Source organism: Sphingomonas sp. Leaf343, assembly GCF_001423765.1.
Taxonomy (GTDB): domain Bacteria; phylum Pseudomonadota; class Alphaproteobacteria; order Sphingomonadales; family Sphingomonadaceae; genus Sphingomonas.
The window spans coordinates 70,776-92,112 of record NZ_LMPG01000015.1 but is presented as its reverse complement, the minus strand read 5'-3'; the positions used below and the strand labels follow the sequence as shown (position 1 = coordinate 92,112).

Here is a 21,337-nt window from a genome sequence, read left to right as displayed (position 1 = left end):
GCGGCAAAATCCGGAATCGCGGTCATCGCGATGCTGATCGGCGTCGCTGCGACATTGCTGGCGATGGGGCGAACGGCGATCTGCCGATGCGGCCATGTCGCTTTGTGGCATGGCGAGGTCCGGTCGGACCAGAACAGCCAGCAACTGACCGACTGGTACAGCTTCACGCATGTCGTGCATGGCCTGATCTTCTACGCCGTATCGCGGCTGGCGCTAAAACGATGGCCCGTGAAGGCGTGCCTCGTCGTGGTGGTCGCGCTCGAGGCCGCGTGGGAAATTGCCGAGAACACGCCGATGGTCATCGATCGTTACCGCGCAACGACGCTGGCCTTGGGCTATACCGGGGACAGCGTTCTGAACTCGCTATTCGATATCGGCTGCATGATCGCAGGGTTCTGGCTGGCATCCCGCCTCCCGGCGGCGGTATCCGTCATGCTCGTACTTGCGCTGGAGGTCGGACTGGCGCTCGCGATCCGCGACAATCTCACCTTGAACCTGATCGCACTGATCGCCCCGGTCGGGGCGATCAGTGCGTGGCAGGCGGGCGGCTAGACCCGGCCGGCGCGCCGGCGATCATACGCCTTCTTCGCGACGTAACCGCCGCCCAGCAGCATGCCGAGCGGCCCCATCCGCCGCAGCCCGCCGACCGCGAGCGCACCGAGTGCCGCGCCCTTGACGCCGCCGCTGCCCTGCCGCTGACCCAGTTCGCGGCCCACGAGTGCGCCGATAATCCGTCCGATCATTCCGTCTCTCCGAATGCGAGGTCCTTGAGTTCGCCGATGCCGCGCAATACCGCCCAGCCGACCGCATAGGTTATGGCCAGCGGCACCACGACCTTCAGCACGTTGGCCGTGATCGCGCCCTTGATCGCGCCGTCGCCGACGCCGTCGTCACCGCTCATCGAATCGATCGCGCCGCCGACCAAAGCGCCGATTGTCGTTGCACTCACGTAAGCATCTCCTTCTCGCCGATGAAGCGCGATGAACGACGGAAGGTTCCGTCAGCGCCCGAGCATATCCTCCGCGCGCACGACGCGGTCGAACGTGTCACCATCGACCAGCCCGAGTTCCAGCCCAGCCTCCCGCAACGTCTGGCCATGCTCATGCGCGTGCTTGGCGATTTTGGCGGCATTGTCATACCCGATCTCCGGGGCGAGCGCGGTGACGAGCATCAGCGAACGCCCGACCAGTTCGGCGATCCGGTCCCGGTTCGGCTCCAGCCCCTCGACGCAGCGTTCGGCAAAGCTGTTCATGCCGACGCTGAGCAGATGGATCGATCGCAGCACCGCCGCGCCGATCAACGGCTTGAAGACGTTGAGTTCCAGATGTCCCTGCATCCCGCCCATCGTCACCGCGACGTGATTGCCCATCACCTGCGCCGCGACCATCGTCAGCATCTCGCACTGGGTCGGGTTGACCTTGCCGGGCATGATCGAGCTGCCCGGCTCGTTCGCCGGCAGGTCCAGTTCGCCGAGACCCGAGCGCGGCCCCGATCCCAGCAGGCGGATGTCGTTCGCGATCTTCGTCAGCGCGACCGCCAGCGTGTTGAGCGTGCCCGAAACATGGACCAGCGGATCGTTCGACGCCAGCGCCTCGAAACTGTTGTCCGCGGCGCGGAACGGCAGGCCGGTCAGGTCCGCCATTTCGCACGCAAAATCCTCTGCGAAGCCCTTGGGCGCGTTCAGGCCGGTGCCGACCGCCGTGCCGCCCTGCGCCAGCGCCGTCATGCCGTGCATCACGCCCGGCTCGATCCGCGCCTTCGACCGGTACAATTGATGCGCGTAGCCGGAGAATTCCTGGCCGAGCGTCAGCGGCGTCGCGTCCTGAAGATGCGTCCGCCCGATCTTGACGATATCGTCCCAGGCCGCCGCCCTGGCGGACAGCGCCGACTCCAGCCGGTCGAGCGCCGGCAACAGCCGCTGCGTCGCCGCCAGCGCCACCGCGACGTGCAGCGCTGTGGGGAAGCTGTCGTTCGATGATTGCGCGCGGTTCACGTCGTCGTTCGGATGCACCGGCGACTTGCCGCCGCGCGTCCCGGTCAGCATCTCGTTCGCGCGACCGGCGATCACCTCGTTCACGTTCATGTTCGACTGCGTGCCGCTGCCCGTCTGCCAGATGACGAGCGGGAACTGGTCGTCCAGCTTGCCCGTGGCGATCTCCGCCGCCGCCGCCTCGATCGCGTCCGCCTTCTCCGCCGCAAGTCCGTGCCGCCGGTTCACCCGTGCCGCCGCCTGCTTCACCAGCGCGAGCGCATGGACGATGCCGATCGGCATCCGCTCGGTCGCGCCGAACGGAAAATTCTCCAGCGATCGCTCGGTCTGCGCGCCCCAATAGGCGTCGGCGGGAACCTCGATCGGGCCGATCGAGTCGGTTTCGGTGCGGGTGTCGGTCATGCAGGAGGGAACCCGCGGAGGCGAGATCGGGTCCGCGACGGTGGTCTTCAGGTAAGGGTGGACTGACCTGTGGGCGGGAACACCGCCGCGGCGAAGCCGCGTCGTCGGACGGCGCCTGGCGCCGCCGGCCGGGCTTGGCGTGGCGCTTTGCGCCAGCGCCGCCGCCTTACTTCTTCCGCTTGAAGTCCACGCTGACCACGTTCGACCCGTCCTCGACCGGCGTCGCGATCGGGCCGTCATTCTCCGCCGCGTCATGCGCTTCGGGGCCGTCGTCCGGCCCCTCCAGCGCCTGAAAGCGCAGCTCGAAGTTCACCGCCGGATCGTGGAATCCGGTGATCGCCGAATAGGGGATCACCAGCTTCGACGGCACCTGGTTGAAGCTCAGCCCGACCGAGAACCGCTCGTCGTCGACGATCAGGTCCCAGTAGCGATTCTGGATGACGATCGTCATCTCGTCGGGAAACCGCTCGATCAGCCGCTTCGGGATGTCGACACCCGGCCCCTGCGTCTTGAAGGTGATGTAGAAATGATGCTCGCCGGGCAGCGCGCCGGCTTCCTGCACCGATCCGAGCACGCGGCCGACCACGGCGCGCAACGCCTCCTGGACGATCTCGTCATAAGGGATCAGGCTGTCTGGAAGGCCATCGGTCATGGCGCTTGGGTAGGCGTCCACCTTCCCTGCCGTCAAGATTGCATCGCCTCGCGCGCTCGTTAAGGGATGCGCCATGCGCACCGCCACGATCACCCGCGACACCAGCGAGACGAAGATCGCCGTCACCGTCGATCTCGACGGCACCGGCCTCTACGACATCGAAACCGGCGTCGGCTTCTTCGACCACATGCTCGAACAATTGTCGCGCCATTCGCTGATCGACCTGCACGTCCGCACCAAGGGCGACCTTCATATCGACCAGCACCACACGGTCGAGGATACCGGCATCGCGATCGGCGAGGCGGTGGCGAAGGCGCTCGGCGACAAGCGCGGGATCGTCCGCTACGGTGACGCGCTCAGCCCGATGGACGAGACGCTGACCCGCGTCGCGCTCGATATCTCCGGGCGGCCATGGCTCGTCTGGAAGACCGAGTTCAGCCAGAAGCGCCTCGGCGAGATGGACACGGAGATGTTCCAGCACTGGTTCCACAGCTTCGCGCAGGCGGCCGGCATCACGCTCCACGTCGAGACGCTGCACGGCGAGAACAACCACCACATCGCCGAAAGCGCGTTCAAGGGCCTCGCCCGTGCGCTGCGCAAGGCGATCGAGATCGACCCGCGCAAGAGCGACGCCATTCCCTCGACGAAAGGTACGCTATGATCCTCGTCCTGCTCCATTACGTCGTCCCGACCGAAGCGATCGACGCGCACCGCGCCGCGCACCTCGACTGGCTCCACGCCGGCGTGGAGGCGGGGATGCTGCTCGCGGCCGGGCGTCAGGTGCCATTGACCGGCGGCATGTTCCTCTGCCGCGGCGAGCGGAACGCGGTCGAGGCATGGGCGAAGACCGACCCCTTCGCGATCCACGGCCTCGCCGAATACAGCTTCACCGAAGTCGCGACGTCCGTGGTCGCGCCGGGACTCGAAGCGCTGAAGGGATGACGCTCGCGCTGATCGATTACGGCGCGGGCAATCTCCACTCCGTCGCCAACGCCCTGCGCGCGGCGGGGTGCGAGGACCTGACGATCACCGCCGACCCGGACGTGGTCGCGCGCGCCGACCGTATCGTCCTGCCCGGAGTCGGCGCGTTCGGCGCGTGTTCGGCGGCACTGCGCGGCATCGACGGCATGGTCGAGGCGATGGACCGCCGCGCCCGCACCGAAGCCACGCCCTTCCTCGGCGTCTGCGTCGGCATGCAGTTGATGGCGGATGCCGGCGAGGAGATGGGCACGCATCCCGGCCTCGGCTGGATTCCCGGTCGCGTCCGCCGGCTGGAACCCGCGACGATGGACGCCAAGGTCCCGCACATGGGCTGGAACGACGTCGTCCCCCTCTTGGAGCATCCGCTGGTCCAGCCGGGCGAGGCGTATTTCCTCCACAGCTTCGCGTTCGAGGGCGACGACGTGATCGCCACCACCGACCACGCCGGCCCCGTCACCGCCGCGATCGGTCGCGACACGTTGCTCGGCGTGCAGTTCCATCCGGAGAAGAGCCAGTCCTACGGCCTCTCCCTCCTCACGAGATTTCTCGCATGGCGTCCCTGACACCCGACGGCCTGATCGTCTTCCCCGCCATCGACCTGAAGAACGGTCAGGTCGTCCGCCTCGCGGAGGGCGATATGAACCGCGCCACCGTCTACGGTGACGATCCTGCCGCGCAGGCGATGATCTTCGCCGATCAGGGCGCGCAGTATCTGCACGTCGTCGACCTCGACGGCGCGTTCGCGGGGGCATCCGTCAACGGCGAGGCGGTCCGCACGATCGTCCAGCGCTTTCCCGGCCACGTCCAGCTCGGCGGCGGCATCCGCAACCGCGACAGCGTGGAGCGCTGGTTCGACCTCGGCGTGTCGCGCGTCGTGATCGGCACCGCCGCACTGGAGGACCCGGATTTCGTCCGCGGCGTGGCGTGCGACTTTCCCGGCGGCATCGTCGTGGCGGTCGACGCGCGCGACGGCATGGTCGCGACCAAGGGCTGGGCCGACGTCTCGACGACCAGCACCGTCGACCTCGCCCGCCGGTTCGAGGATGCGGGCGTCGCCGCGCTGCTGTTCACCGACGTAGGCCGCGACGGTCTGCTCAAGGGCTGCAACATCGAGGCGACGGTAGATCTCGCCCGCGCCGTCGCGATCCCGGTGATCGCCAGCGGCGGCGTCGCCGGCATCGCCGACATTCACGTCCTGTCGCTGCATGCGAAGGACGGGATCGAGGGCGTGATTACCGGTCGCGCGCTGTACGACGGGCGGCTCGATCTGACGGCGGCGCTCGCGGTGGCGGCCGCCGCGGCATGACCGTCCGCGCGCGCGTCATCCCCTGCCTCGATGTCGCCGAGGGTCGCGTCGTCAAGGGCGTGAACTTCGTCGAGTTGCGCGACGCCGGCGATCCGGTGGAGCAGGCGCGCGCCTATGACGCCGCCGGGGCGGACGAACTCTGCTTCCTCGACATCACCGCCAGTCACGAGGCGCGCGGCACGATCCTCGACGTGGTCAGCCGCACCGCCGCCGTCTGCTTCATGCCGCTGACCGTCGGCGGCGGCGTCCGGACGGCGGAGGACGCGCGCGCGCTGCTGCTGGCCGGCGCGGACAAGGTCGCGGTCAATTCCGCCGCCGTCGCCCGCCCGGAAGTCGTCGCCGACATCGCCGAACGCTTCGGCAGCCAATGCTGCGTCGCCAGCATCGACGCCCGCCGCGTCGAGGGCAGGTGGGAGGTGTTCACGCACGGTGGCCGCCGTCCGACCGGCATCGACGCGATCGAACACGCGCTGCGGCTGGCGGACCTCGGCGCGGGCGAGTTGCTCGTGACGTCGATGGACCGGGACGGCACCCGCTCCGGCTATGACCTCGATCTGATCCGCGCGATCGCCGACCGGACGAGCGTCCCGGTGGTCGCATCGGGCGGCGTCGGCGGGCTGGACGATCTCGTCGCCGGGATCGTCGACGGCCATGCCTCCGCCGTGCTGGCCGCATCGATCTTCCATTTCGGCGAGGCGAGCGTCGCGGACGCCCACGCCGCGCTGGCGAAGGCTGGGGTGCCGGTCCGGTCGCACTGACGCGCGTCGATGGAGCGCCGTTTCACGCGAGTGAGGGGAGCACATGCCCGATCGGCACCTCGCCTTCTCCTGGTAAGGGATCGTCGCAAACCTCTTCTGCCACCCCGGCGGAGGCCGGGGCCCAGTTAGGATGTCGACGGTAATCGACGGAAAACGCTATCCAACTGGACCCCGGCCTTCGCCGGGGTGGTGGCTTGCCCACGAGCGCCTGAGCTCGTTATACGATCTCCTTCAAGGAAGCGTCGGGACGGGGCCTCTCCGCAAGCGAACCGCTAACCCGATCGCAACGCCCGTCCCTTACCCTACAGCGATGCCCTCGACCCAGGTCCCCTCCGGCCACACCGGCATCGTGCATCCGCGCACCGGCCCTGCGCTGTCCGATATCGCGCTGTTCGCCTGCGCGTTTCTGGGCGTGTGGCTCGTCCGCCGCGCGCTGCGTCGCCGCTTCGGACCGACCACCTCGCGGGATTGACCCGACACCCGTCCTCCGCCACGGCGCGGACATGGACGCGTTCGCCCGCCTCGAAGCCACTATCGCCGCGCGTCGCGGGGCCGATGCCGGCAGTTCCTACACCGCCAGCCTGTTCGCCCGCGGCCGCTCCAAGATCGCGCAGAAACTCGGCGAGGAGGCGATCGAAACGGTCATCGCCGCGATGGGCGACGATCCCCGCGCGATCGTGCCCGAAGCGGCCGACCTGATGTTCCACCTCTGCGTCCTGCTCGCCGATGCCGGCCTGTCGCTGGACGATGTCCGCACCGAACTCGCCCGGCGCGAGGGCGTGTCCGGTCATGACGAGAAGGCGAGCCGCTGACATGCCGATCGACGCCACCCTGCCCTATGACGACCAGAATATCTTCGCGAAGATCCTGCGCGGCGAGATCCCCGCGACCCGCGTCTATGAGGACGAATGGGCGATCGCCTTCCGCGACATCGCGCCGCAGGCTCCGACGCATATCCTCGTAATCCCGCGCGGCGCCTATGTGTCGTGGGACGATTTCAGCACGCGCGGATCGGAGGCGGAAATCGCCGGCTTCGTCCGCGCGATCGGCGCGGTCGCGCGTGCGGAGGGGCTGGTCGAGCCGGGCTACCGCCTGCTCGCCAATATCGGCGCACGTGGCGGACAGGAAGTGCCGCACCTGCACGTCCACCTGTTCGGCGGCGGGCCGCTCGGCCCGATGCTGGCACGCTGAACCGGCGCACCCCACGCCATAGCCACGCTTCGCCGCACTAAAGGATTGCGCGTCCCCGATTTGGCTTTAGGCTCTCCCCTTTCGCACATGATGGGGCGCGATCGACGCCCCGCCTTTATCCCTGGGGGGACGTAAGTACATGATTTTCGGGCGCGTTAAGCCACTGGACGCCATCCTGGCGGCGGCGGAGAGAAAGTCTCTCCATCGCACGCTCGGCGCGTTCCAGCTCACCCTGTTCGGTATCGGCTCGGTGATCGGCACCGGCATCTTCGTCCTGACCGCGGCCGGTGCGCAAAAGGCGGGTCCGGGCCTGATGCTCGCCTTTGCCATCGCCGGCGCGATCTGCATCGTTGCGGCGCTCTGCTACGCCGAGATCGCGGCGATGATTCCGGTCGCCGGCTCTGCCTACACCTACACCTATTCGACGATGGGCGAGCTGCTGGCCTGGACGGTCGGCTGGGCGCTGGTCCTCGAATATGCCGTCGCCGCCTCCGCGGTGTCGGTCGGCTGGTCGGGCTATTTCACCGGCACGATCCTGAACCAGTTCCTCGGCATCCAGCTTCCGGTCTGGCTCAGCGCCGGGCCGCTGGCGCTGGGCGGCGTCGCGGGCGGGTTCATCAACCTGCCGGCCGTCGTGATCGCGCTGCTCGTGACGTGGCTGCTCATCATCGGCACGTCGGAAAGCGCCAAGGTCAACGCCGTCCTCGTCGGGATCAAGGTCGTCGCGCTGACCGCCTTCATCTTCCTGACCTTCGGCAAGATCGACACCGCGCAATTCAGCCCGTTCCTGCCCGCGGGCGTATTCGGCGGCTTCGGCACTGGCGTCGGCGCGGTCGGTGCGGCGGCGACGATCTTCTTCGCCTATGTCGGCTTCGACGCGGTCTCGACCGCCGCCGAAGAGACCAAGAACCCGCAGCGCAACGTCCCGATCGGCCTGATCGGATCGCTGCTGTTCTGCACCGTCTTCTACATCCTCGTCGCGGCGGGCGCGATCGGCACGATCGGCGGCCAGCCGATCATGGGTCCGGGCGGCGTCCCCTTCCCCGCCGGTTCGGAAGAACTCGCGCGCCAGTGCGCGATGCCTCAGCATGCGCAGGCGCTGGTCTGCTCGAACGAGGCGCTGGCCCATGTCCTGCGCACGATCGGCTTCGGCAAGATCGGCAACATGCTCGGCATCGCGGCGTTCGTCGCGCTGCCGTCGGTCATCCTCGTGCTGCTGTTCGGCCAGACGCGCATCTTCTTCGTGATGAGCCGTGACGGCCTGCTCCCCAACGCGCTGAGCAAGGTCCATCCGAAGTGGAAGACGCCGCACGTCGTCACCGCCATCACCGGGGCGGCGGTCGCGTTCGCGGCGGCGTTCCTGCCGGTCGGCGCACTGGCGGACATCGCCAATGCCGGCACGCTCTATGCGTTCATGATGGTCGCCATCGCGGTCCTGATCCTGCGCAGGAAGGAGGGGCATCGCCCCCGCTCGTTCCGGACGCCGGCGGTGTGGTTCGTCGCCCCGGCGACGGTCGTCGGCTGTATCTTCCTGTTCTTCAACCTGCCGTCCGCGGCGATGCTGGTCCTGGTGATCTGGGGCGCGATCGGCCTCGTGATCTACTATCTGTACGGGTACCGGACGAGCCATGTCGGGCAAGGCCGGGTCGAGGTGCTCACCGACGACGCCATCGACGGCATCACCCACTGATCGGCTGAACGCAGGACACGAAAAAGGCCGGGGTCGCCCCCGGCCTTTTTTGTTTGCCCGATCCTCCGCAGCAGGGGGAGGTGGCAGCCCGCAGGGCTGACGGAGGGGTGAAACCAGCAGCGTGGGCACCCTCCGCCGCTCCGCGCCCCCCCTTTTGTGAGAGAGGAGCGACGGAACCCGCGGTCAGCCCAGCTTTTCCGCCGCCAGCGCCTTCAGGTCCACCTGCGGCCGCGCGCCGAAATGGCTGATGATCTCCGCCGCACACAGCGCGCCCAGCTTCAGCGAGCGCTCCAGATCATCGCCACGTGCCTGCGCATGCAGGAATCCCGCCGCGAACAGGTCGCCCGCGCCCGTCGTGTCGACCACCGCCGCGATCGGCACCGCCGGCACCGTGGTGCGCTCGCCGCCCCGGATCGCGCACGCGCCCTTTTCGGCCAGGGTCACGACCACCGTCGGCACCTTGTCCTGCACCGCCGCGATGGCGGCATCGACATCGGTCGTCTCGGTCAGCGCCATGATCTCCGCCTCGTTGGCGAACAGCACGTCGATCAGGCCGGCGTCGATCAGCGCGTGGAAATCGGCGCGATAGCGGTCGATCACGAACTCTGCCGACAGCGTAAAGGCGATCTTCCGCCCCGCACCGCGCGCCACGTCGATCGCCGCCCGCATCGCCGCGCGCGGCTCCTCCGGGTCCCAGAGATAGCCCTCGATGTACAGATACGCGGCATCCGCGATCAGCGCCCGGTCGATCGCCGCTTCCGGGAGGAAGTGCGACGCGCCGAGAAACGTGTTCATCGTCCGCTGCCCGTCGGGCGTCACGAAGATCAGGCAGCGTCCCGTCGTCGGCGCGCCGGCGCGCTCTGCCGTGTCGAAGCGGATGCCGGCGGCGCGGATGTCGTGCGCGAAGACCTGACCCAGCTGATCGTCGGCGACCTGCCCGATGAAGGCGCACTTGCCGCCCAGCGCCGCGATCCCCGCCAGCGTGTTCGCCGCCGACCCGCCCGACACTTCGCGCCCCGGACCCATCTTCGCATACAGCGCGTCGGCATCTTCGGGGGAGAAGATCAGCTGCATCGCGCCCTTGGTCATGCCCTGCTCGGTCAGGAAGGCGTCATCGGACTGCGACAGGATGTCGACGATCGCATTGCCGATCGCAACGACATCGTAGGTGGGCTGGCTCAAGACGGAAAACTCCCAGGAAAATCTGCCGCCGCCCTATCGGCGAAACGCCCTCACGACAACGACCGCCCTACGCGGAGACGAGGCAGGGATCGCGCGATCCGCGACCTGCCGGTTGACCCCATCGCTCTGCGCCGCCATCCCGCAACCATGTTCACCGCATTCTTCCTGTCGCTCGGCCAGCTCGGCGACGCCCGGATCATGCGGGTGCTGGTCAAATCGATGGCCGTGACGCTGGCCGTGTTCGCAGTGCTCGGCGTCGCGACATGGTGGGGTGTCCGCGCGCTGATCGCCCGCTGGTCCGCCGAAAGCGCCGGCGGGCTCGCCGCCGCCGCGACCGTCGTGATCCTCGGGCTGGCTTTGTGGCTGCTGTTCCGCGCCATCGCGGTCGCCGTCATCGGCGTGTTCGCGGACGAGGTGGTCGAGGCGGTCGAGGCGCGGCACTACCCCGCCGCCCTCGCCACCGCCCGGCCGGTGCCGTTCGCCCGGTCGGCGGCGATGGGCCTGCGTTCGGCCGGTCGCGTCATCGCCGTCAATGTCGTGCTGTCGCCACTCTACCTCGTGCTGCTCGCCACCGGCATCGGCACCGCGGCGGCGTTCCTGCTGGTCAATGGCTGGCTGCTCGGCCGCGACCTCGGCGACATGGTCGCGGTCCGGCATCTGGATCGCACCGGCCTCGCGGCGTGGCGGCGGCGGACGCGTGGACGGCGGTTCCTGCTCGGGCTGGCGGACGCCGCGCTGTTCCTCGTGCCGCTGGTGGCGTTCGTCGCGCCGGTGTTGGGCGCGGCGATGGCGACGCATATGTATCACCGGGACAAGACATGACGCGCTTCGCCATCCTCGCTCTCGGCCTCGCGCTCGGCGCCTGCGCCACCTCGCCGACCCCCGTCGCCCGCACGGGGGCCGGCCGCGCGCCCGTTCCGTACACCAGCGTCGGGCTGGAGCGCGTCCTCGGCCAGAACGCCGCCGGCCTGACGCAATTGTTCGGCGACCCCGACGCGGACGTGCGCGAAGGCTCCGCGCGCAAGCTGCAGTTCGGCAGCAGCATCTGCATCCTCGACGCGTATCTCTATCCAAAGGGCAGCGCCGAGCCGAAGGTCACCTATCTCGACGCGCGCGAACCCGACGGCAGCGCGATCGACCGCGCCAGTTGCGTCGCTGCGCTGACCCGCCGCAAAGAGGCGCGGTAGCGCGAGCAGGGCTCAGGCAGGCAACCGCCGCAACGCCCACTCCGCCGCCTCGACCACGACCGGCGACGCATCCTCCAGCAATCGCTCCAGCACCGGCCGCAGCACCCCGGCCCCGCTGTTCCCCGCCGCGATCGCCGCGTTGCGAACCATCCGGTCGCGCCCGATCCGCTTGATCGGCGATCCCGAAAACACCTGCCGGAATCCCGCATCGTCCAGCGTCAGCAGGTCCGCCAGATCCGGCGCGGCCAGTTCGGCACGGCCGATGAACGCCATGTTCGCCGCCGCCGCATCCGCGAACTTGTTCCACGGGCACACCGCCAGGCAATCGTCGCAGCCATAGATACGGTTGCCGATGCCCGGCCGGAACTCCTCCGGGATCGGCCCGGCATGCTCGATCGTCAGGTACGAGATGCAGCGTCGCGCATCCAGTTGATACGGCGCGGGAAACGCATCGGTCGGGCACGCCCGCTGGCACGCGTCGCACGATCCGCAGCGATCCCGCCCCGCCACGTCCGGCGTCAGGTCCAGCGTCGTGTAGATCGCGCCGAGGAACAGCCAGCTGCCATGCTCGCGGCTGACGAGGTTGGTGTGCTTCCCCTGCCACCCGATCCCCGCCGCCTCCGCCAGCGGCTTTTCCATGACGGGCGCGGTGTCGACGAACACCTTCAGGTCGCACCCTTCTCCTGATATGGCCGCCGCCTGCGCCAGCCATCGACCGAGCGCTTTCAGCGCCTTCTTTACGACGTCGTGGTAATCGCCGCCCTGCGCATAGACCGACACGCGACCCCGGTCCCCCGCGTCGGCCAGCGCCAGCGGATCGCGGCCGGGCGCGTAGCTCATGCCCAGCGACACCACGCTGCGCACCTCCGGCCACAGACCGGCGGGGGAGGCGCGGTGGTGCGCGCGCTCCTCCATCCAGATCATGTCGCCGTGCCGCCCCTGTTCCAGCCACGCGCGCAGCCGCTCGCCCGCACGGGGCGCGGCGTCGGCGCGCGCGATCCCGCATGCGGCAAAGCCGAGTTCGGCCGCTTTCGCCTTGATCCGGTCTTCCAGCTTGTCTTGCGCCACCCCTCCCCGCTACCACGACCGCCCCGGCGGGAGGAAGCATGGCGGACGAACGGGCGGTCACCGCCGAGCATCTGGTGAAGCGGTACGAGCAACGGCGCGTGGTCGACGGTGTCGACCTGTCGGTGCCGGCCGGATCGATCTACGGCGTTCTCGGCCCGAACGGCGCGGGCAAGACCACGACGCTGCGGATGCTGCTCGGCATCATCGAGCCGGACGAGGGCCATCGCACGCTGCTCGGCCACATCAACCCGCGCGAGGCGAGCGACCGCGTCGGCTATCTGCCCGAGGAACGCGGGCTGTACCCGGCGATGAAGGCGAAGGAGGCGATCGCCTTCATGGGCGCGCTGCGTGGCCTCGACTGGGCGGAGGGTCGCCGCCGCGCGGTGACGATGCTGGAGGAGGCGGGCCTCGGCCATGCCGCCGACGAAAAGATCCGCAAATTGTCCAAGGGCATGGCGCAACTGGTGCAGTTGCTCGGCTCGGTCGTCCACCGCCCCGACCTGATCGTGCTGGACGAGCCGTTTTCCGGCCTCGACCCGGTCAACCAGGAGAAGCTGGAAGCGCTGATCCTCGCGGAGCGGGACCGCGGCGCGACGATCCTGTTCTCTACCCACATCATGGCGCATGCCGAGCGCCTGTGCGACCGGCTTGCGATCATCGCCGGCGGGCGTCGCCGGTTCGAGGGCACCGTCGACGACGCCCGCGCCACCCTGCCCAGCCGCGTCCGCTACGTACCGCATCACCCCGCCCCGGCGATCGTCGGATTGCTGCCCGCCGATGCCGTCGCGGACGGTTCCGCATGGCGGTTCCAGTTGCCCGATGGCGGCATCGAACCGCTGCTCGTGCCCCTGATCGAGGCGGGCTACGGTATCGCCGGCCTGACGATCGAACGCCCCGGCCTGCACGACGCGTTCGTCAGGATCGTCGGCCAGCAGCCGGAGGATGCGGCATGAACGGGTTCCGCCACGCCGTGCGTCAGGCGCTGACCATCGCCCGCCGCGATTTCGTCGCCACGGTCTACACGCCCGTCTTTCTCCTGTTCCTGTTCGCCCCCGTCCTGATCGGATCGATCAGCGCGATCGGCGGCATCGGCGCGGCGAGCATGGGCGACGGCGTGGCCGACAAGGCGCGGATCGTCGCGATCGTCCCCGCGGAGATCGCGCCGGCGATGATCGCGCAGGACAAGCGCCTGCGCGCGATGTTCCCCCGCGACTTTCGGCCCTCCACGCTCAGCATCGCCGCACCCTCCGCCGATCCGGCGAGGCAGGCGCGCGCAGCGATCGACGACCGCCGCTACGATGTCGACGGCGTCCTCTATGGCGACCTCGCCCGCCCGCAGGTGCTGATCCCCGCCACCGATCGCTACACCGCCGGATATCTGGAGGCGCTGGCGCAGGCGACGCTGTCCGCCGACGCCCCCCGCATCGTCGCCACCCGCCACGAAGCGACCCGCGCCCGCGCCTCGATCGGCGGCCAGCATCAGTCGGGTTTCATCGCCGTCTTCGGCATCTTCTTCCTGACGCTGTTCCTGGCGGGGCAGGTCGTCGGCACGATGGCCGAGGAACGCAATACCAAGGTGATCGAGGTCCTCGCCGCCGCCGTCCCGCTGGAGGCGGTGTTCGCGGGCAAACTGGTCGGCATGTTCGGCGTCGCGGTGCTGTTCGTCGGCTTCTGGGGCGCGGTGCTGCTGTCGCTCGGCCAGTGGCTGCCACCGACGACCGCGCAGGCGATCGGCGACCTCGCGCCCGCGATCGGCGCGCCGACCTTCGCGCTGCTGTTCGCCGCCTATTTCTCGCTCGCCTACCTCCTGCTCGGCTCGGTGTTCCTCGGCATCGGCGCGCAGGCATCGTCGCAGCGGGAGATCCAGATGCTGTCGTTGCCGATCACGATCGTGCAGGTCGCGATGTTCGCGCTCGCCTCCGCCGCCGCGCGCCAGCCCGAAAGCTGGGTCGCGCGCGTGGCGGAGGTCTTCCCGTTATCGTCGCCCTTCGCGATGGCCGGACGCGCGGCGAACTCCGCGACGCTGTGGCCGCATGCGCTGGCGTTGGTCTGGCAGTTGTTGTGGGTCGCGCTGTTCATCTGGACGGGCGCGCGGCTGTTCCGGCGTGGCGTGCTGCAATCGGGCAGCACCCCGTTCTGGCGGCGTTCACGGCCAGCACCTATATCGGGGTGATGCAAACTCCTTCCGATCGCCGTACTTTTCTCGGGCTCGCCGGTCTCGGCACCGCCGCCGTCGCGCTGTTCGGCTGTAAGCAGCAGGCGCAGGCGGCCGAACGCTATCCGGTGACGATGACCGATGCGCAGTGGCAGGCGAAGCTGGGCGCCGCCGCGTACCGCGTGTTGCGCAAGGAGGGCACGGAAGTGCCGTTCACCAGCCCCCTCAACGACGAACATCGCGCCGGCACCTTTGCCTGCAAGGGCTGCGCGCAACCGCTGTTCGCATCGAAGACGAAGTTCGACAGCGGCACCGGCTGGCCCAGCTTCTGGGCACCGCTCCCGAAAGCGGTCGGCACGCGCGTCGACGGATCGATGATGATGCAGCGGACGGAGGTGCATTGCTCGCGCTGCGGCGGTCACCTAGGCCACGTCTTCGACGACGGGCCAAAGCCGACCGGCAAGCGCTATTGCATGAACGGCGTGGCGATGACCTTCCGGGCGGCCTGACCCTCTTCTCCCCTCCCGTCCACGGGTGGGGCAGTCTTCGAAAACTCAGTCCATCTTCCCCACGAACGCCAGCACCCGCGTCTCGCGATCGGCACCGTGGGGGTATTCGACCGCCGGCTCCGCATCGGTCGTCGGCGCATGGCCCGAATAGATGAACCCCTTCACCGGGTAGCTCGACGTGCCCAGCCCGCCCTGCGGACCATACCATACGCGAACCTCGCTCCAGTCGCCTGCGGACGACACGTCGACCGCGCGCACGTCCGTCTCGATCGCGCCGCGGCGCGACCAGTTGGCGTGGGTCAGCAGCACCTCGCGCTCGCTGACTACGCGCGACACCATCGCGACATGGCCGACGCGCATGCGGCGGGTGGATTCGAACGCCAGCACCGCCCCCGGCTGCGGCACATGCCCGCGCTCGTACTTGCCCTGCGCCTGATTCCACCACGTATTCGCGTTGCCGTGAATATCGATGCCGGAGATCTCGCGAGCATAGGGCGCGCACTGCCAGAATTGTGCGGCAGCAGGAGTGGCCATCATCAGGCCGCACGAAACCACCAGCGCAAACCGCGCTGCCAAAGCCTTCATCATGGTCGTTAGACCCCCCGGTCTCAATCGGTGTGAGTCTCGGCTACGGGCAAAGGTTTATTTTTGGAATATCGCCGGGAACCTTATCCGACGAAGCGTTTCATCGCGAAGGTCAGCCCCCGATTGGGGGAGTCATACTGTCGTGGAATCCGCCGTCGCGTGCAGGATCGGCACGATCACAGGGTGTCGCCGACGCGGTGAACCGGCTCCGGACCGTGCGTTCGCGCCAGCGTTTCGAAGCTCGTGCCATCGATCCGGATCTCGTTGAAGCCCGGCGGGCTGTTGCGCGTGCGGACCGACAGCGTCCCCGCGCCGATCATCCGGACGATGCGGCCGTTCCGCTCCACCGGGATATCGAAGGGGTCATGGACATGACCCGTCAGCACCGCATTCGCGCCCGCCGCCGCCAGTTCGGTCAATGCCTCGTCGCCGCGCGCGGTCTTCGCAGTGCCCTTGGTCGGCCCCTCGATCAGCGGATGATGCGCCGCGATGAAGATCAGGTTCTCCTTCGGCGCATCCTCGATCAACGCCAGCGCGCGGCGCAGCGAGCTTTGGCTGACGCGCCCCTTCGACCAGTTCCACCGCCACTGCGCACGTGCCGTCGTCTTCAGCGGCACGATCGTCACGCCGTGCAACTCCAGCGGCTTCTCGATCATCCGCTCGACCGCCGCATAGCGGGTATAGGGCGCGATGAACCGCCGGATCGGGTCCCAGTAATAGGGGATGTCGTGATTGCCGACCTCCAGCGTCACCGGCGCAGCCAGCCCTTTCAGCCACGCACCGCCCTCCACGAACTCCTTCGTGCGCGCCCGCATCGTCAGGTCGCCGGTCATGATGACCGCGTCCGGCTTCTCGGTTGCGACCAGTTCGGTGAACCAGGCGACGGCTGCCTTGTCCTCCTTGCCGAAATGGACATCGCTGACGTGGAAGAGCCTAATCATCCCCGGCATTTCCCCGGCCCCGGGGCCTGCGTCAAGGCCGCCCGCGTCAAGGCAGGTCGGCCAGTTCGCGCGGCTGGTGGATCGGACATCCGTTGAAGCGCCCGCGATACTCGGCGGAGAAGGCGTAGGTGTCCTTGCGCGCGCGATTGACGTTGCCGAGCGGCCGGTGCGCCGCGATCCCGTGCCAGATGCTGTACGACAGCGCATCGTCGACCGCGTCCGATCCGCCATGCTCCCAGCTATGCTGCGGCGGCACCTCCAGCGTGGCGACGGTGACGAACGGGCTCGCCTTCGTGTCCCACTCCTGCGTCGGGTCCTCGACCGGCATCGCCGCGAGATCGGTGTTGAGCTGCACGCGGAACTCCCACGTGCCGCCCTGCGACACCAGCACCTCGTTCACCACCTCGCGCAGCGCATCGGGCCGGCCGTGCGTCGACACCGTGTCACCCGTCAATTGCGTCAGCGCCGGGCTGACCGGCGCGATCTGGAACTTGGCAATATGATCGCCGTAGCGGAACGGCGTCTGCGACCAGTATGTCTCGCCCAGCGGATGCACCTTCGGTGCGCCGCCCAGTTGCTGCAACGTCGCAGACGGCAGGCCGATCGCCTCCAGCGGAGCCTCGATCGCGCGCAGGATACCGGACAGCAGTGTCTTGCCGCCCTCCGCCTTGTCGGTCGTCGCGGCCAGCAGCTTCAGGTTCCTGGCAAAGGAGGCCGCGTCGGGCGCGGTGAACACCGGTCCGTTGACCATGATGAAGTCCTGCGTCGTGTCACCCTCCGACCCCGGCAACCGTTTCCCCGCGACGTTCAGGACCTTCAGCGCCAGCCCGCGTGGCAACCCGATCGAATCGTTCAGCAGGTCGCCCGGATTGGTGGAGATGCGCAGGATCGCCTCATGCTCCCCCGGCGTCGCGAACAGCCCCTGCGCCAGTTCCGGCGGCAGGCCGTCGTGGATGCGGAACACGCCCTTGGCGATGCCATGCGCCTTGGCATGCACCGCGCGGACGGCGTGGCCGTAATCCTTCGACGTGGTGTCGAGGATGTGACGGAACGATTCGTTGAGCTGCCCGATCGTCTCCGCCTCGTCCGGCTTCAAGGTTTCGACGGACGGGTCGTAGCGGATCGGTGCGGGCATGACGGTGTCTCCTGTGATCTCCGCCTGTTAACCCGCCGGTATAACGCCGCGTTCCCACCCATTCCGCGCCTGCAAGGGGAGGAATGGGCGGGAACGGGTCGCTCGAAAACGTCTCCCCTCCCCAAGGGGAGTGGAGCAGAAGATTCAGATATGGATCGCCCGGCCGTACGCGCCCAGCACGCTCTCGTGCATCATCTCGCTCAGCGTCGGATGCGCGAAGACGGTTTCCATCAGCTCCGCCTCGGTCGTCTCGAGCTGGCGCGCGACGACATAGCCCTGAATCAGCTCGGTCACTTCCGCGCCGACCATGTGCGCGCCGAGCAGCTCACCCGTCTTGGCGTCGAATACCGTCTTCACGAACCCCTCGGCCTCGCCCAGCGCGATCGCCTTGCCGTTGCCGATGAAGGGGAACTTGCCGACCTTCAGCTCGTATCCGGCCTCCTTCGCCTTCGCCTCGGTCATGCCGACGCTGGCGACCTGCGGACGCGAATAGGTGCAGCCGGGGATGTTGCCCTTGTCCATCTGGTGCGGCGAACCGCCCGCGATCTTCTCCGCCGCGATCACGCCCTCGTGGCTCGCCTTGTGCGCCAGCCACGGTGCGCCGGTCACGTCGCCGATCGCCCAGATGCCCGGCACGTTGGTCTGGCCGTAGCCGTTGGTCTTGATATGCCCCCGGTCGGTTGCGACGCCCAGCGCCTCCAGCCCGATATTCTCCGTGTTCGGCACGATGCCGATCGCGACGATGACATGGCTGAACTCGGTCGTCTCGACCTTGCCGTCCTTACCCTTGATCGACGCCTTCACGTTCGCCGCGCCCGGCTCGATCTTCTCGACGCCGGCACCCGTCAGGATCTTGATCCCCTGCTTGGTCAGCGCCTTGTCCATGAACGCGGACACCTCCTCGTCCTCGACCGGCAGGATGCGGGGCAGCATCTCCACGATCGTCACGTCCGCACCCATGTCGTTGTAGAAGCTGGCGAACTCCACGCCGATCGCCCCCGATCCGATGACCAGCAGCTTGGTCGGCATTTCGGTCGGCACCATCGCGTGGCGATAGGTCCAGACGCGCTTCCCGTCCGCCTTCGCGAACGGCAGGTCGCGCGCCCGCGCGCCGGTCGCGACGATGATGTTCTTCGCCTCCAGCTCGACCGTCTTGTCGCCCTGCTTCACCGACAGCTTGCCCGGCGCGATCAAGGTGCCGACCCCCTCGTGCACCGCGACCTTGTTCTTCTTCATCAGGCCCTTGACGCCCGCGTTCAGCTGGCCCGCCACCTTGCGCGACCGGTCGACGATCTTGCCCAGATCGAACCCGACATTGCTGGCGCTGAGACCGTAGGCATCGGCATGCTGCATATAGTGGTAGATTTCCGACGTGCGCAGCAGCGCCTTGGTCGGAATGCAGCCCCAGTTCAGGCAGATACCGCCCAGCCGCTCGCGCTCCACGATCGCGGTCGTCAGCCCGAGCTGCGACGCCCGGATCGCCGCGACATAGCCGCCCGGCCCCGAGCCGAGAATGATGAGGTCGTAGGTTTCAGCCACGGATAGCTCCTGGGGAATAGCAGAACAGAATATGCGGTGCGGGCCGGCCTACGCCAAGCCCGGCACCTTGCGCGGGCGACGTTCCTCGTCGGTGGCGACGAACACGAAGCGGGCCTGCGTGACCTTGCACGCCTCCTCGACGTGGCGGGCGCGGCGCCAGGCCTCGACCTCGATCGTCATCGACGTGTTCCCGACCGCAACGAGCGTGGCGTAGACCGACACCTCGTCGCCGACGAGGACGGGCGCATGGAACTTCATCGCGTCGACCGCGATCGTGACGGCGCGGCCGCCCGAATGGCGCGATGCGATCGAGCCGGCGGCCAGATCCATCTGCCCCATCAGCCAGCCGCCGAAGATATCGCCATACGGGTTGGCGTCGCCCGGCATCGCCGCGACCCGGATCGTCGGCGTCTGTTCCGGCAAGACCGTCATCGCGTCGCTCCCTGCCGTCCCACATCCGCCCGCCGCGCGCGGCGCAGCGGCCGGATGCTGTCGATGAGCAGCGCCAGCGTCGCGCCGCCGCCGCACCACCAGATCTCCTCGCGCCCCAACGGATAGGCCCAGGCGGCCAGCCCCGTCAGCGCCATGACGGTGACGAGGCCGATCGCAAGGTGCAACAGCTCCACCGCCACGCGCATCGCGTCAGGCCAGCATGCCCAGCGGCGTCTCGATCAGGTCCTTGAACGCCTTCATCAGCTCCGCACCGTCCGCACCGTCGATCGCGCGGTGGTCGAAACTGCCGGTCGCCGACATCACCGTCGCGATGCCGAGTGCGCCGTCGATGACATAGGGACGCTGCTCGCCCGCGCCGATCGCCATGATCATGCCCTGCGGCGGGTTGATGACCGCCTCGAACTGCTTGATCCCGAACATGCCCATGTTGCTGATCGACGCGGTGCCGCCCTGGAATTCCTCCGGCTTTAGCTTGTTATCTCTGGCGCGGCCGGCCAGATCCTTGACCTCGGTGGAGATCGCCGACAGCGTCTTGCCCGCCGCGTCCTTGACGATCGGCGTGATGAGGCCGGACGGGGTCGACACCGCGACCGAGATGTCGGCGCGCGAGAAGCTGATGAGCTGGTCCGGCGTGAACATCACGTTGCACTTCGGCACCGCGATCAGCGCGACGCCCAGCGCCTTCACCAGCATGTCGTTGACCGACAGCTTGACCCCGCGCGATCCCAGCGACGCGTTCAGCTCGCCACGCAGCTTCAGCAGCGCGTCGAGGCGGATATCCACCGTCAGGTAGATATGCGGCACCGTCTGCTTCGATTCGGTCAGGCGGCGCGCGATCGTCTTGCGCATGTTCGACAGCTTGGTCGCCTCGTGCGGGATATCCGGCACGGCGGCGGGCTTCGGCGCAGCGGCGGCAGGTGCGGCGGCTTCGGCAGCCGGCGCGGCGGCAGATGCAGGTGCGGCGGCACCCGGCTTCGCGCCCTCCACATCCGCCTTCACGACGCGGCCGTTCGGGCCGGATCCGCTCAGCGCGGCGAGGTCGATGCCCTTCTCCGCCGCGATCCGGCGCGCGAGCGGGCTCGCCCTGGTGCGGCCGCCCTCTCCCGACGACGCGGAGCCGGTCTGCGCCGTGCCCGCATCGGCGGGGCGACCATGATCCTCGGCCTGCGTGATCGTACGATCGGCGGGCTTCGCCTCGCTGCCGGTCTTGTTCGGGTCTTCCGGGCTGGGCGCGCCCTTGAACTGGGCGTCCGCAGGCTCCGGCGTCTCGCTCTTCGCGGGTGCCGACACCGATGCGGCGTCCTCGCCCTCTTCGGCGAGGATCGCGATCACCGCGCCGACCTTCACGTTGTCCGTGCCCTCGGCGACGACGATCTTCGCGATCACGCCCTCGTCCACGGCCTCGAATTCCATCGTCGCCTTGTCCGTCTCGATCTCGGCCATGATGTCGCCGGACTTGACGGTGTCGCCTTCCTTGACGAGCCATTTGGCCAACGTGCCCTCCTCCATCGTCGGCGACAGGGCGGGCATCTTGATCTCGATCGACATGAAGGTCCTCGGGCTCTCCGTAACGGCACCGTCTCTCGCGCCCGAACGCGGCCGGGTCAAGGGCG

General features: G+C 68.4%; 28 protein-coding genes. 15 read left to right on the top strand and 13 right to left on the bottom strand.

Going from position 1 to position 21,337, the window contains the following annotated elements:
* Positions 1-30: 30 nt before the first annotated feature.
* A complete protein-coding gene (locus ASG07_RS14695; protein ID WP_055848438.1) occupies positions 31-552 on the top strand; it encodes a DUF2585 family protein in 522 nt (173 codons plus the stop codon).
* Here the strand turns inward: ASG07_RS14695 and ASG07_RS14690 are convergent.
* The 4 genes from ASG07_RS14690 to ASG07_RS14675 all read right to left on the bottom strand — a co-directional run bounded on the left by ASG07_RS14690 (position 549) and on the right by ASG07_RS14675 (position 3,044).
* The gene (locus ASG07_RS14690; protein ID WP_055848433.1) at positions 549-743 is read right to left on the bottom strand and encodes a hypothetical protein; all 195 of its coding nucleotides are present in this window, start codon (positions 741-743) and stop codon (positions 549-551) included. The two genes, ASG07_RS14695 and ASG07_RS14690, sit on opposite strands and share 4 nt — an antisense overlap.
* Positions 740-949 (bottom strand): hypothetical protein, encoded by a 210-nt coding sequence (locus ASG07_RS14685; RefSeq protein WP_055848431.1) that lies wholly within the window; start codon positions 947-949, stop codon positions 740-742. Before ASG07_RS14685 ends, ASG07_RS14690 begins: the two co-directional genes overlap by 4 nt.
* Positions 950-1,000: 51 nt before the next feature.
* Entirely contained in the window at positions 1,001-2,392 is a 1,392-nt protein-coding gene (gene fumC / locus ASG07_RS14680) for a class II fumarate hydratase (protein ID WP_055848427.1), read from the bottom strand.
* A 166-nt stretch (positions 2,393-2,558) separates the two neighbouring features.
* Positions 2,559-3,044, bottom strand: coding sequence for an SspB family protein (locus ASG07_RS14675; protein ID WP_055848423.1), 486 nt, complete (start codon positions 3,042-3,044; stop codon positions 2,559-2,561).
* 73 nt (positions 3,045-3,117) lie between these two features.
* Here ASG07_RS14675 and hisB point away from each other — a divergent pair, with 73 nt between their 5' ends.
* From hisB to ASG07_RS14635, 9 genes are all read left to right on the top strand, one after another.
* Complete coding sequence (gene hisB, locus ASG07_RS14670; protein WP_055848421.1) at positions 3,118-3,705, top strand: imidazoleglycerol-phosphate dehydratase HisB; 588 nt, start codon at positions 3,118-3,120, stop codon at positions 3,703-3,705.
* Positions 3,702-3,986, top strand: a complete 285-nt coding sequence (locus tag ASG07_RS14665) for a YciI family protein (RefSeq protein WP_055848418.1) — start codon at positions 3,702-3,704, stop codon at positions 3,984-3,986. Before hisB ends, ASG07_RS14665 begins: the two co-directional genes overlap by 4 nt.
* Complete coding sequence (gene hisH, locus ASG07_RS14660; protein WP_055848414.1) at positions 3,983-4,588, top strand: imidazole glycerol phosphate synthase subunit HisH; 606 nt, start codon at positions 3,983-3,985, stop codon at positions 4,586-4,588. Before ASG07_RS14665 ends, hisH begins: the two co-directional genes overlap by 4 nt.
* The gene (hisA, locus tag ASG07_RS14655; RefSeq protein WP_055848411.1) at positions 4,576-5,331 is read left to right on the top strand and encodes a 1-(5-phosphoribosyl)-5-[(5-phosphoribosylamino)methylideneamino]imidazole-4-carboxamide isomerase; all 756 of its coding nucleotides are present in this window, start codon (positions 4,576-4,578) and stop codon (positions 5,329-5,331) included. The genes hisH and hisA overlap by 13 nt, the downstream gene beginning before the upstream one ends.
* On the top strand, positions 5,328-6,089 hold the full coding sequence (gene hisF, locus ASG07_RS14650; protein ID WP_055848406.1) for an imidazole glycerol phosphate synthase subunit HisF: 762 nt from the start codon (positions 5,328-5,330) through the stop codon (positions 6,087-6,089). Before hisA ends, hisF begins: the two co-directional genes overlap by 4 nt.
* A gap of 310 nt (positions 6,090-6,399) precedes the next feature.
* Positions 6,400-6,561 (top strand): hypothetical protein, encoded by a 162-nt coding sequence (locus tag ASG07_RS17540; RefSeq protein WP_168377359.1) that lies wholly within the window; start codon positions 6,400-6,402, stop codon positions 6,559-6,561.
* A 31-nt stretch (positions 6,562-6,592) separates the two neighbouring features.
* On the top strand, positions 6,593-6,901 hold the full coding sequence (locus ASG07_RS14645) for a phosphoribosyl-ATP diphosphatase (RefSeq protein WP_055848403.1): 309 nt from the start codon (positions 6,593-6,595) through the stop codon (positions 6,899-6,901).
* Between the two features lies 1 nt (position 6,902).
* Entirely contained in the window at positions 6,903-7,280 is a 378-nt protein-coding gene (locus tag ASG07_RS14640) for a histidine triad nucleotide-binding protein (RefSeq protein WP_055848400.1), read from the top strand.
* 139 nt (positions 7,281-7,419) lie between these two features.
* Positions 7,420-8,970, top strand: a complete 1,551-nt coding sequence (locus tag ASG07_RS14635) for an amino acid permease (protein WP_055848398.1) — start codon at positions 7,420-7,422, stop codon at positions 8,968-8,970.
* A 183-nt stretch (positions 8,971-9,153) separates the two neighbouring features.
* Here ASG07_RS14635 and ASG07_RS14630 read toward each other — a convergent pair whose 3' ends face one another.
* Positions 9,154-10,152, bottom strand: coding sequence for an adenosine kinase (locus tag ASG07_RS14630; protein WP_055848395.1), 999 nt, complete (start codon positions 10,150-10,152; stop codon positions 9,154-9,156).
* A gap of 147 nt (positions 10,153-10,299) precedes the next feature.
* Between ASG07_RS14630 and ASG07_RS14625 the strand changes: the two genes are divergently transcribed.
* Both ASG07_RS14625 and ASG07_RS14620 read left to right on the top strand, forming a co-directional pair.
* Positions 10,300-10,974, top strand: a complete 675-nt coding sequence (locus tag ASG07_RS14625; RefSeq protein WP_055848391.1) for an EI24 domain-containing protein — start codon at positions 10,300-10,302, stop codon at positions 10,972-10,974.
* Entirely contained in the window at positions 10,971-11,339 is a 369-nt protein-coding gene (locus ASG07_RS14620; RefSeq protein ID WP_055848388.1) for a hypothetical protein, read from the top strand. The genes ASG07_RS14625 and ASG07_RS14620 overlap by 4 nt, the downstream gene beginning before the upstream one ends.
* A gap of 12 nt (positions 11,340-11,351) precedes the next feature.
* On the opposite strand, the gene queG is transcribed toward ASG07_RS14620, so the two are convergent.
* Positions 11,352-12,392, bottom strand: a complete 1,041-nt coding sequence (gene queG, locus ASG07_RS14615; RefSeq protein ID WP_201781043.1) for a tRNA epoxyqueuosine(34) reductase QueG — start codon at positions 12,390-12,392, stop codon at positions 11,352-11,354.
* 53 nt (positions 12,393-12,445) lie between these two features.
* Between queG and ASG07_RS14610 the strand changes: the two genes are divergently transcribed.
* Genes ASG07_RS14610 through msrB form a run of 3 tightly spaced genes read left to right on the top strand, consistent with a single transcriptional unit; the run spans position 12,446 to position 15,071 of the window.
* On the top strand, positions 12,446-13,360 hold the full coding sequence (locus ASG07_RS14610; RefSeq protein WP_055848381.1) for an ABC transporter ATP-binding protein: 915 nt from the start codon (positions 12,446-12,448) through the stop codon (positions 13,358-13,360).
* Entirely contained in the window at positions 13,357-14,580 is a 1,224-nt protein-coding gene (locus ASG07_RS14605) for an ABC transporter permease (protein WP_055848377.1), read from the top strand. The genes ASG07_RS14610 and ASG07_RS14605 overlap by 4 nt, the downstream gene beginning before the upstream one ends.
* Positions 14,580-15,071: a peptide-methionine (R)-S-oxide reductase MsrB gene (msrB, locus tag ASG07_RS14600; RefSeq protein ID WP_055848374.1), complete on the top strand. Its 492-nt coding sequence runs from the start codon at positions 14,580-14,582 to the stop codon at positions 15,069-15,071. Before ASG07_RS14605 ends, msrB begins: the two co-directional genes overlap by 1 nt.
* A 45-nt stretch (positions 15,072-15,116) precedes the next feature.
* Here msrB and ASG07_RS14595 read toward each other — a convergent pair whose 3' ends face one another.
* The 7 genes from ASG07_RS14595 to ASG07_RS14565 all read right to left on the bottom strand — a co-directional run bounded on the left by ASG07_RS14595 (position 15,117) and on the right by ASG07_RS14565 (position 21,272).
* Complete coding sequence (locus ASG07_RS14595) at positions 15,117-15,656, bottom strand: CHAP domain-containing protein (RefSeq protein ID WP_082474856.1); 540 nt, start codon at positions 15,654-15,656, stop codon at positions 15,117-15,119.
* A gap of 176 nt (positions 15,657-15,832) precedes the next feature.
* Positions 15,833-16,597 (bottom strand): metallophosphoesterase family protein, encoded by a 765-nt coding sequence (locus ASG07_RS14590; protein ID WP_055848365.1) that lies wholly within the window; start codon positions 16,595-16,597, stop codon positions 15,833-15,835.
* 46 nt (positions 16,598-16,643) lie between these two features.
* Positions 16,644-17,732 carry a catalase family protein gene (locus tag ASG07_RS14585; protein WP_055848362.1) on the bottom strand — a complete coding sequence of 363 codons (1,089 nt, stop codon included), beginning with the start codon at positions 17,730-17,732 and terminating at the stop codon, positions 16,644-16,646.
* A 144-nt stretch (positions 17,733-17,876) separates the two neighbouring features.
* Positions 17,877-19,271 carry a dihydrolipoyl dehydrogenase gene (lpdA, locus tag ASG07_RS14580; protein WP_055848359.1) on the bottom strand — a complete coding sequence of 465 codons (1,395 nt, stop codon included), beginning with the start codon at positions 19,269-19,271 and terminating at the stop codon, positions 17,877-17,879.
* Between the two features lie 48 nt (positions 19,272-19,319).
* Positions 19,320-19,703 (bottom strand): acyl-CoA thioesterase, encoded by a 384-nt coding sequence (locus ASG07_RS14575; RefSeq protein WP_055848356.1) that lies wholly within the window; start codon positions 19,701-19,703, stop codon positions 19,320-19,322.
* A complete protein-coding gene (locus ASG07_RS14570; RefSeq protein ID WP_236694699.1) occupies positions 19,700-19,897 on the bottom strand; it encodes a hypothetical protein in 198 nt (65 codons plus the stop codon). The genes ASG07_RS14575 and ASG07_RS14570 overlap by 4 nt, the downstream gene beginning before the upstream one ends.
* Before the next feature lie 16 nt (positions 19,898-19,913).
* On the bottom strand, positions 19,914-21,272 hold the full coding sequence (locus tag ASG07_RS14565; RefSeq protein ID WP_055848350.1) for a pyruvate dehydrogenase complex dihydrolipoamide acetyltransferase: 1,359 nt from the start codon (positions 21,270-21,272) through the stop codon (positions 19,914-19,916).
* Between the last annotated feature and the right edge of the window lie 65 nt (positions 21,273-21,337).

What these genes read in the sequence shown, in the direction of transcription:
- ASG07_RS14695 (WP_055848438.1), top strand. Translation starts at nt 31, where the DNA reads ATGCTGATCGGCGTCGCTGCGACATTGCTGGCGATGGGGCGAACGGCG.
- ASG07_RS14690 (WP_055848433.1), bottom strand. Translation starts at nt 743, where the DNA reads ATGATCGGACGGATTATCGGCGCACTCGTGGGCCGCGAACTGGGTCAG.
- fumC (WP_055848427.1), bottom strand. Translation starts at nt 2,392, where the DNA reads ATGACCGACACCCGCACCGAAACCGACTCGATCGGCCCGATCGAGGTT.
- ASG07_RS14675 (WP_055848423.1), bottom strand. Translation starts at nt 3,044, where the DNA reads ATGACCGATGGCCTTCCAGACAGCCTGATCCCTTATGACGAGATCGTC.
- hisB (WP_055848421.1), top strand. Translation starts at nt 3,118, where the DNA reads ATGCGCACCGCCACGATCACCCGCGACACCAGCGAGACGAAGATCGCC.
- ASG07_RS14665 (WP_055848418.1), top strand. Translation starts at nt 3,702, where the DNA reads ATGATCCTCGTCCTGCTCCATTACGTCGTCCCGACCGAAGCGATCGAC.
- hisH (WP_055848414.1), top strand. Translation starts at nt 3,983, where the DNA reads ATGACGCTCGCGCTGATCGATTACGGCGCGGGCAATCTCCACTCCGTC.
- hisA (WP_055848411.1), top strand. Translation starts at nt 4,576, where the DNA reads ATGGCGTCCCTGACACCCGACGGCCTGATCGTCTTCCCCGCCATCGAC.
- hisF (WP_055848406.1), top strand. Translation starts at nt 5,328, where the DNA reads ATGACCGTCCGCGCGCGCGTCATCCCCTGCCTCGATGTCGCCGAGGGT.
- ASG07_RS17540 (WP_168377359.1), top strand. Translation starts at nt 6,400, where the DNA reads ATGCCCTCGACCCAGGTCCCCTCCGGCCACACCGGCATCGTGCATCCG.
- ASG07_RS14645 (WP_055848403.1), top strand. Translation starts at nt 6,593, where the DNA reads ATGGACGCGTTCGCCCGCCTCGAAGCCACTATCGCCGCGCGTCGCGGG.
- ASG07_RS14640 (WP_055848400.1), top strand. Translation starts at nt 6,903, where the DNA reads ATGCCGATCGACGCCACCCTGCCCTATGACGACCAGAATATCTTCGCG.
- ASG07_RS14635 (WP_055848398.1), top strand. Translation starts at nt 7,420, where the DNA reads ATGATTTTCGGGCGCGTTAAGCCACTGGACGCCATCCTGGCGGCGGCG.
- ASG07_RS14625 (WP_055848391.1), top strand. Translation starts at nt 10,300, where the DNA reads ATGTTCACCGCATTCTTCCTGTCGCTCGGCCAGCTCGGCGACGCCCGG.
- ASG07_RS14620 (WP_055848388.1), top strand. Translation starts at nt 10,971, where the DNA reads ATGACGCGCTTCGCCATCCTCGCTCTCGGCCTCGCGCTCGGCGCCTGC.
- ASG07_RS14610 (WP_055848381.1), top strand. Translation starts at nt 12,446, where the DNA reads ATGGCGGACGAACGGGCGGTCACCGCCGAGCATCTGGTGAAGCGGTAC.
- ASG07_RS14605 (WP_055848377.1), top strand. Translation starts at nt 13,357, where the DNA reads ATGAACGGGTTCCGCCACGCCGTGCGTCAGGCGCTGACCATCGCCCGC.
- msrB (WP_055848374.1), top strand. Translation starts at nt 14,580, where the DNA reads ATGCAAACTCCTTCCGATCGCCGTACTTTTCTCGGGCTCGCCGGTCTC.
- ASG07_RS14595 (WP_082474856.1), bottom strand. Translation starts at nt 15,656, where the DNA reads ATGAAGGCTTTGGCAGCGCGGTTTGCGCTGGTGGTTTCGTGCGGCCTG.
- ASG07_RS14590 (WP_055848365.1), bottom strand. Translation starts at nt 16,597, where the DNA reads ATGATTAGGCTCTTCCACGTCAGCGATGTCCATTTCGGCAAGGAGGAC.
- ASG07_RS14585 (WP_055848362.1), bottom strand. Translation starts at nt 17,732, where the DNA reads ATGCCCGCACCGATCCGCTACGACCCGTCCGTCGAAACCTTGAAGCCG.
- ASG07_RS14575 (WP_055848356.1), bottom strand. Translation starts at nt 19,703, where the DNA reads ATGACGGTCTTGCCGGAACAGACGCCGACGATCCGGGTCGCGGCGATG.
- ASG07_RS14565 (WP_055848350.1), bottom strand. Translation starts at nt 21,272, where the DNA reads ATGTCGATCGAGATCAAGATGCCCGCCCTGTCGCCGACGATGGAGGAG.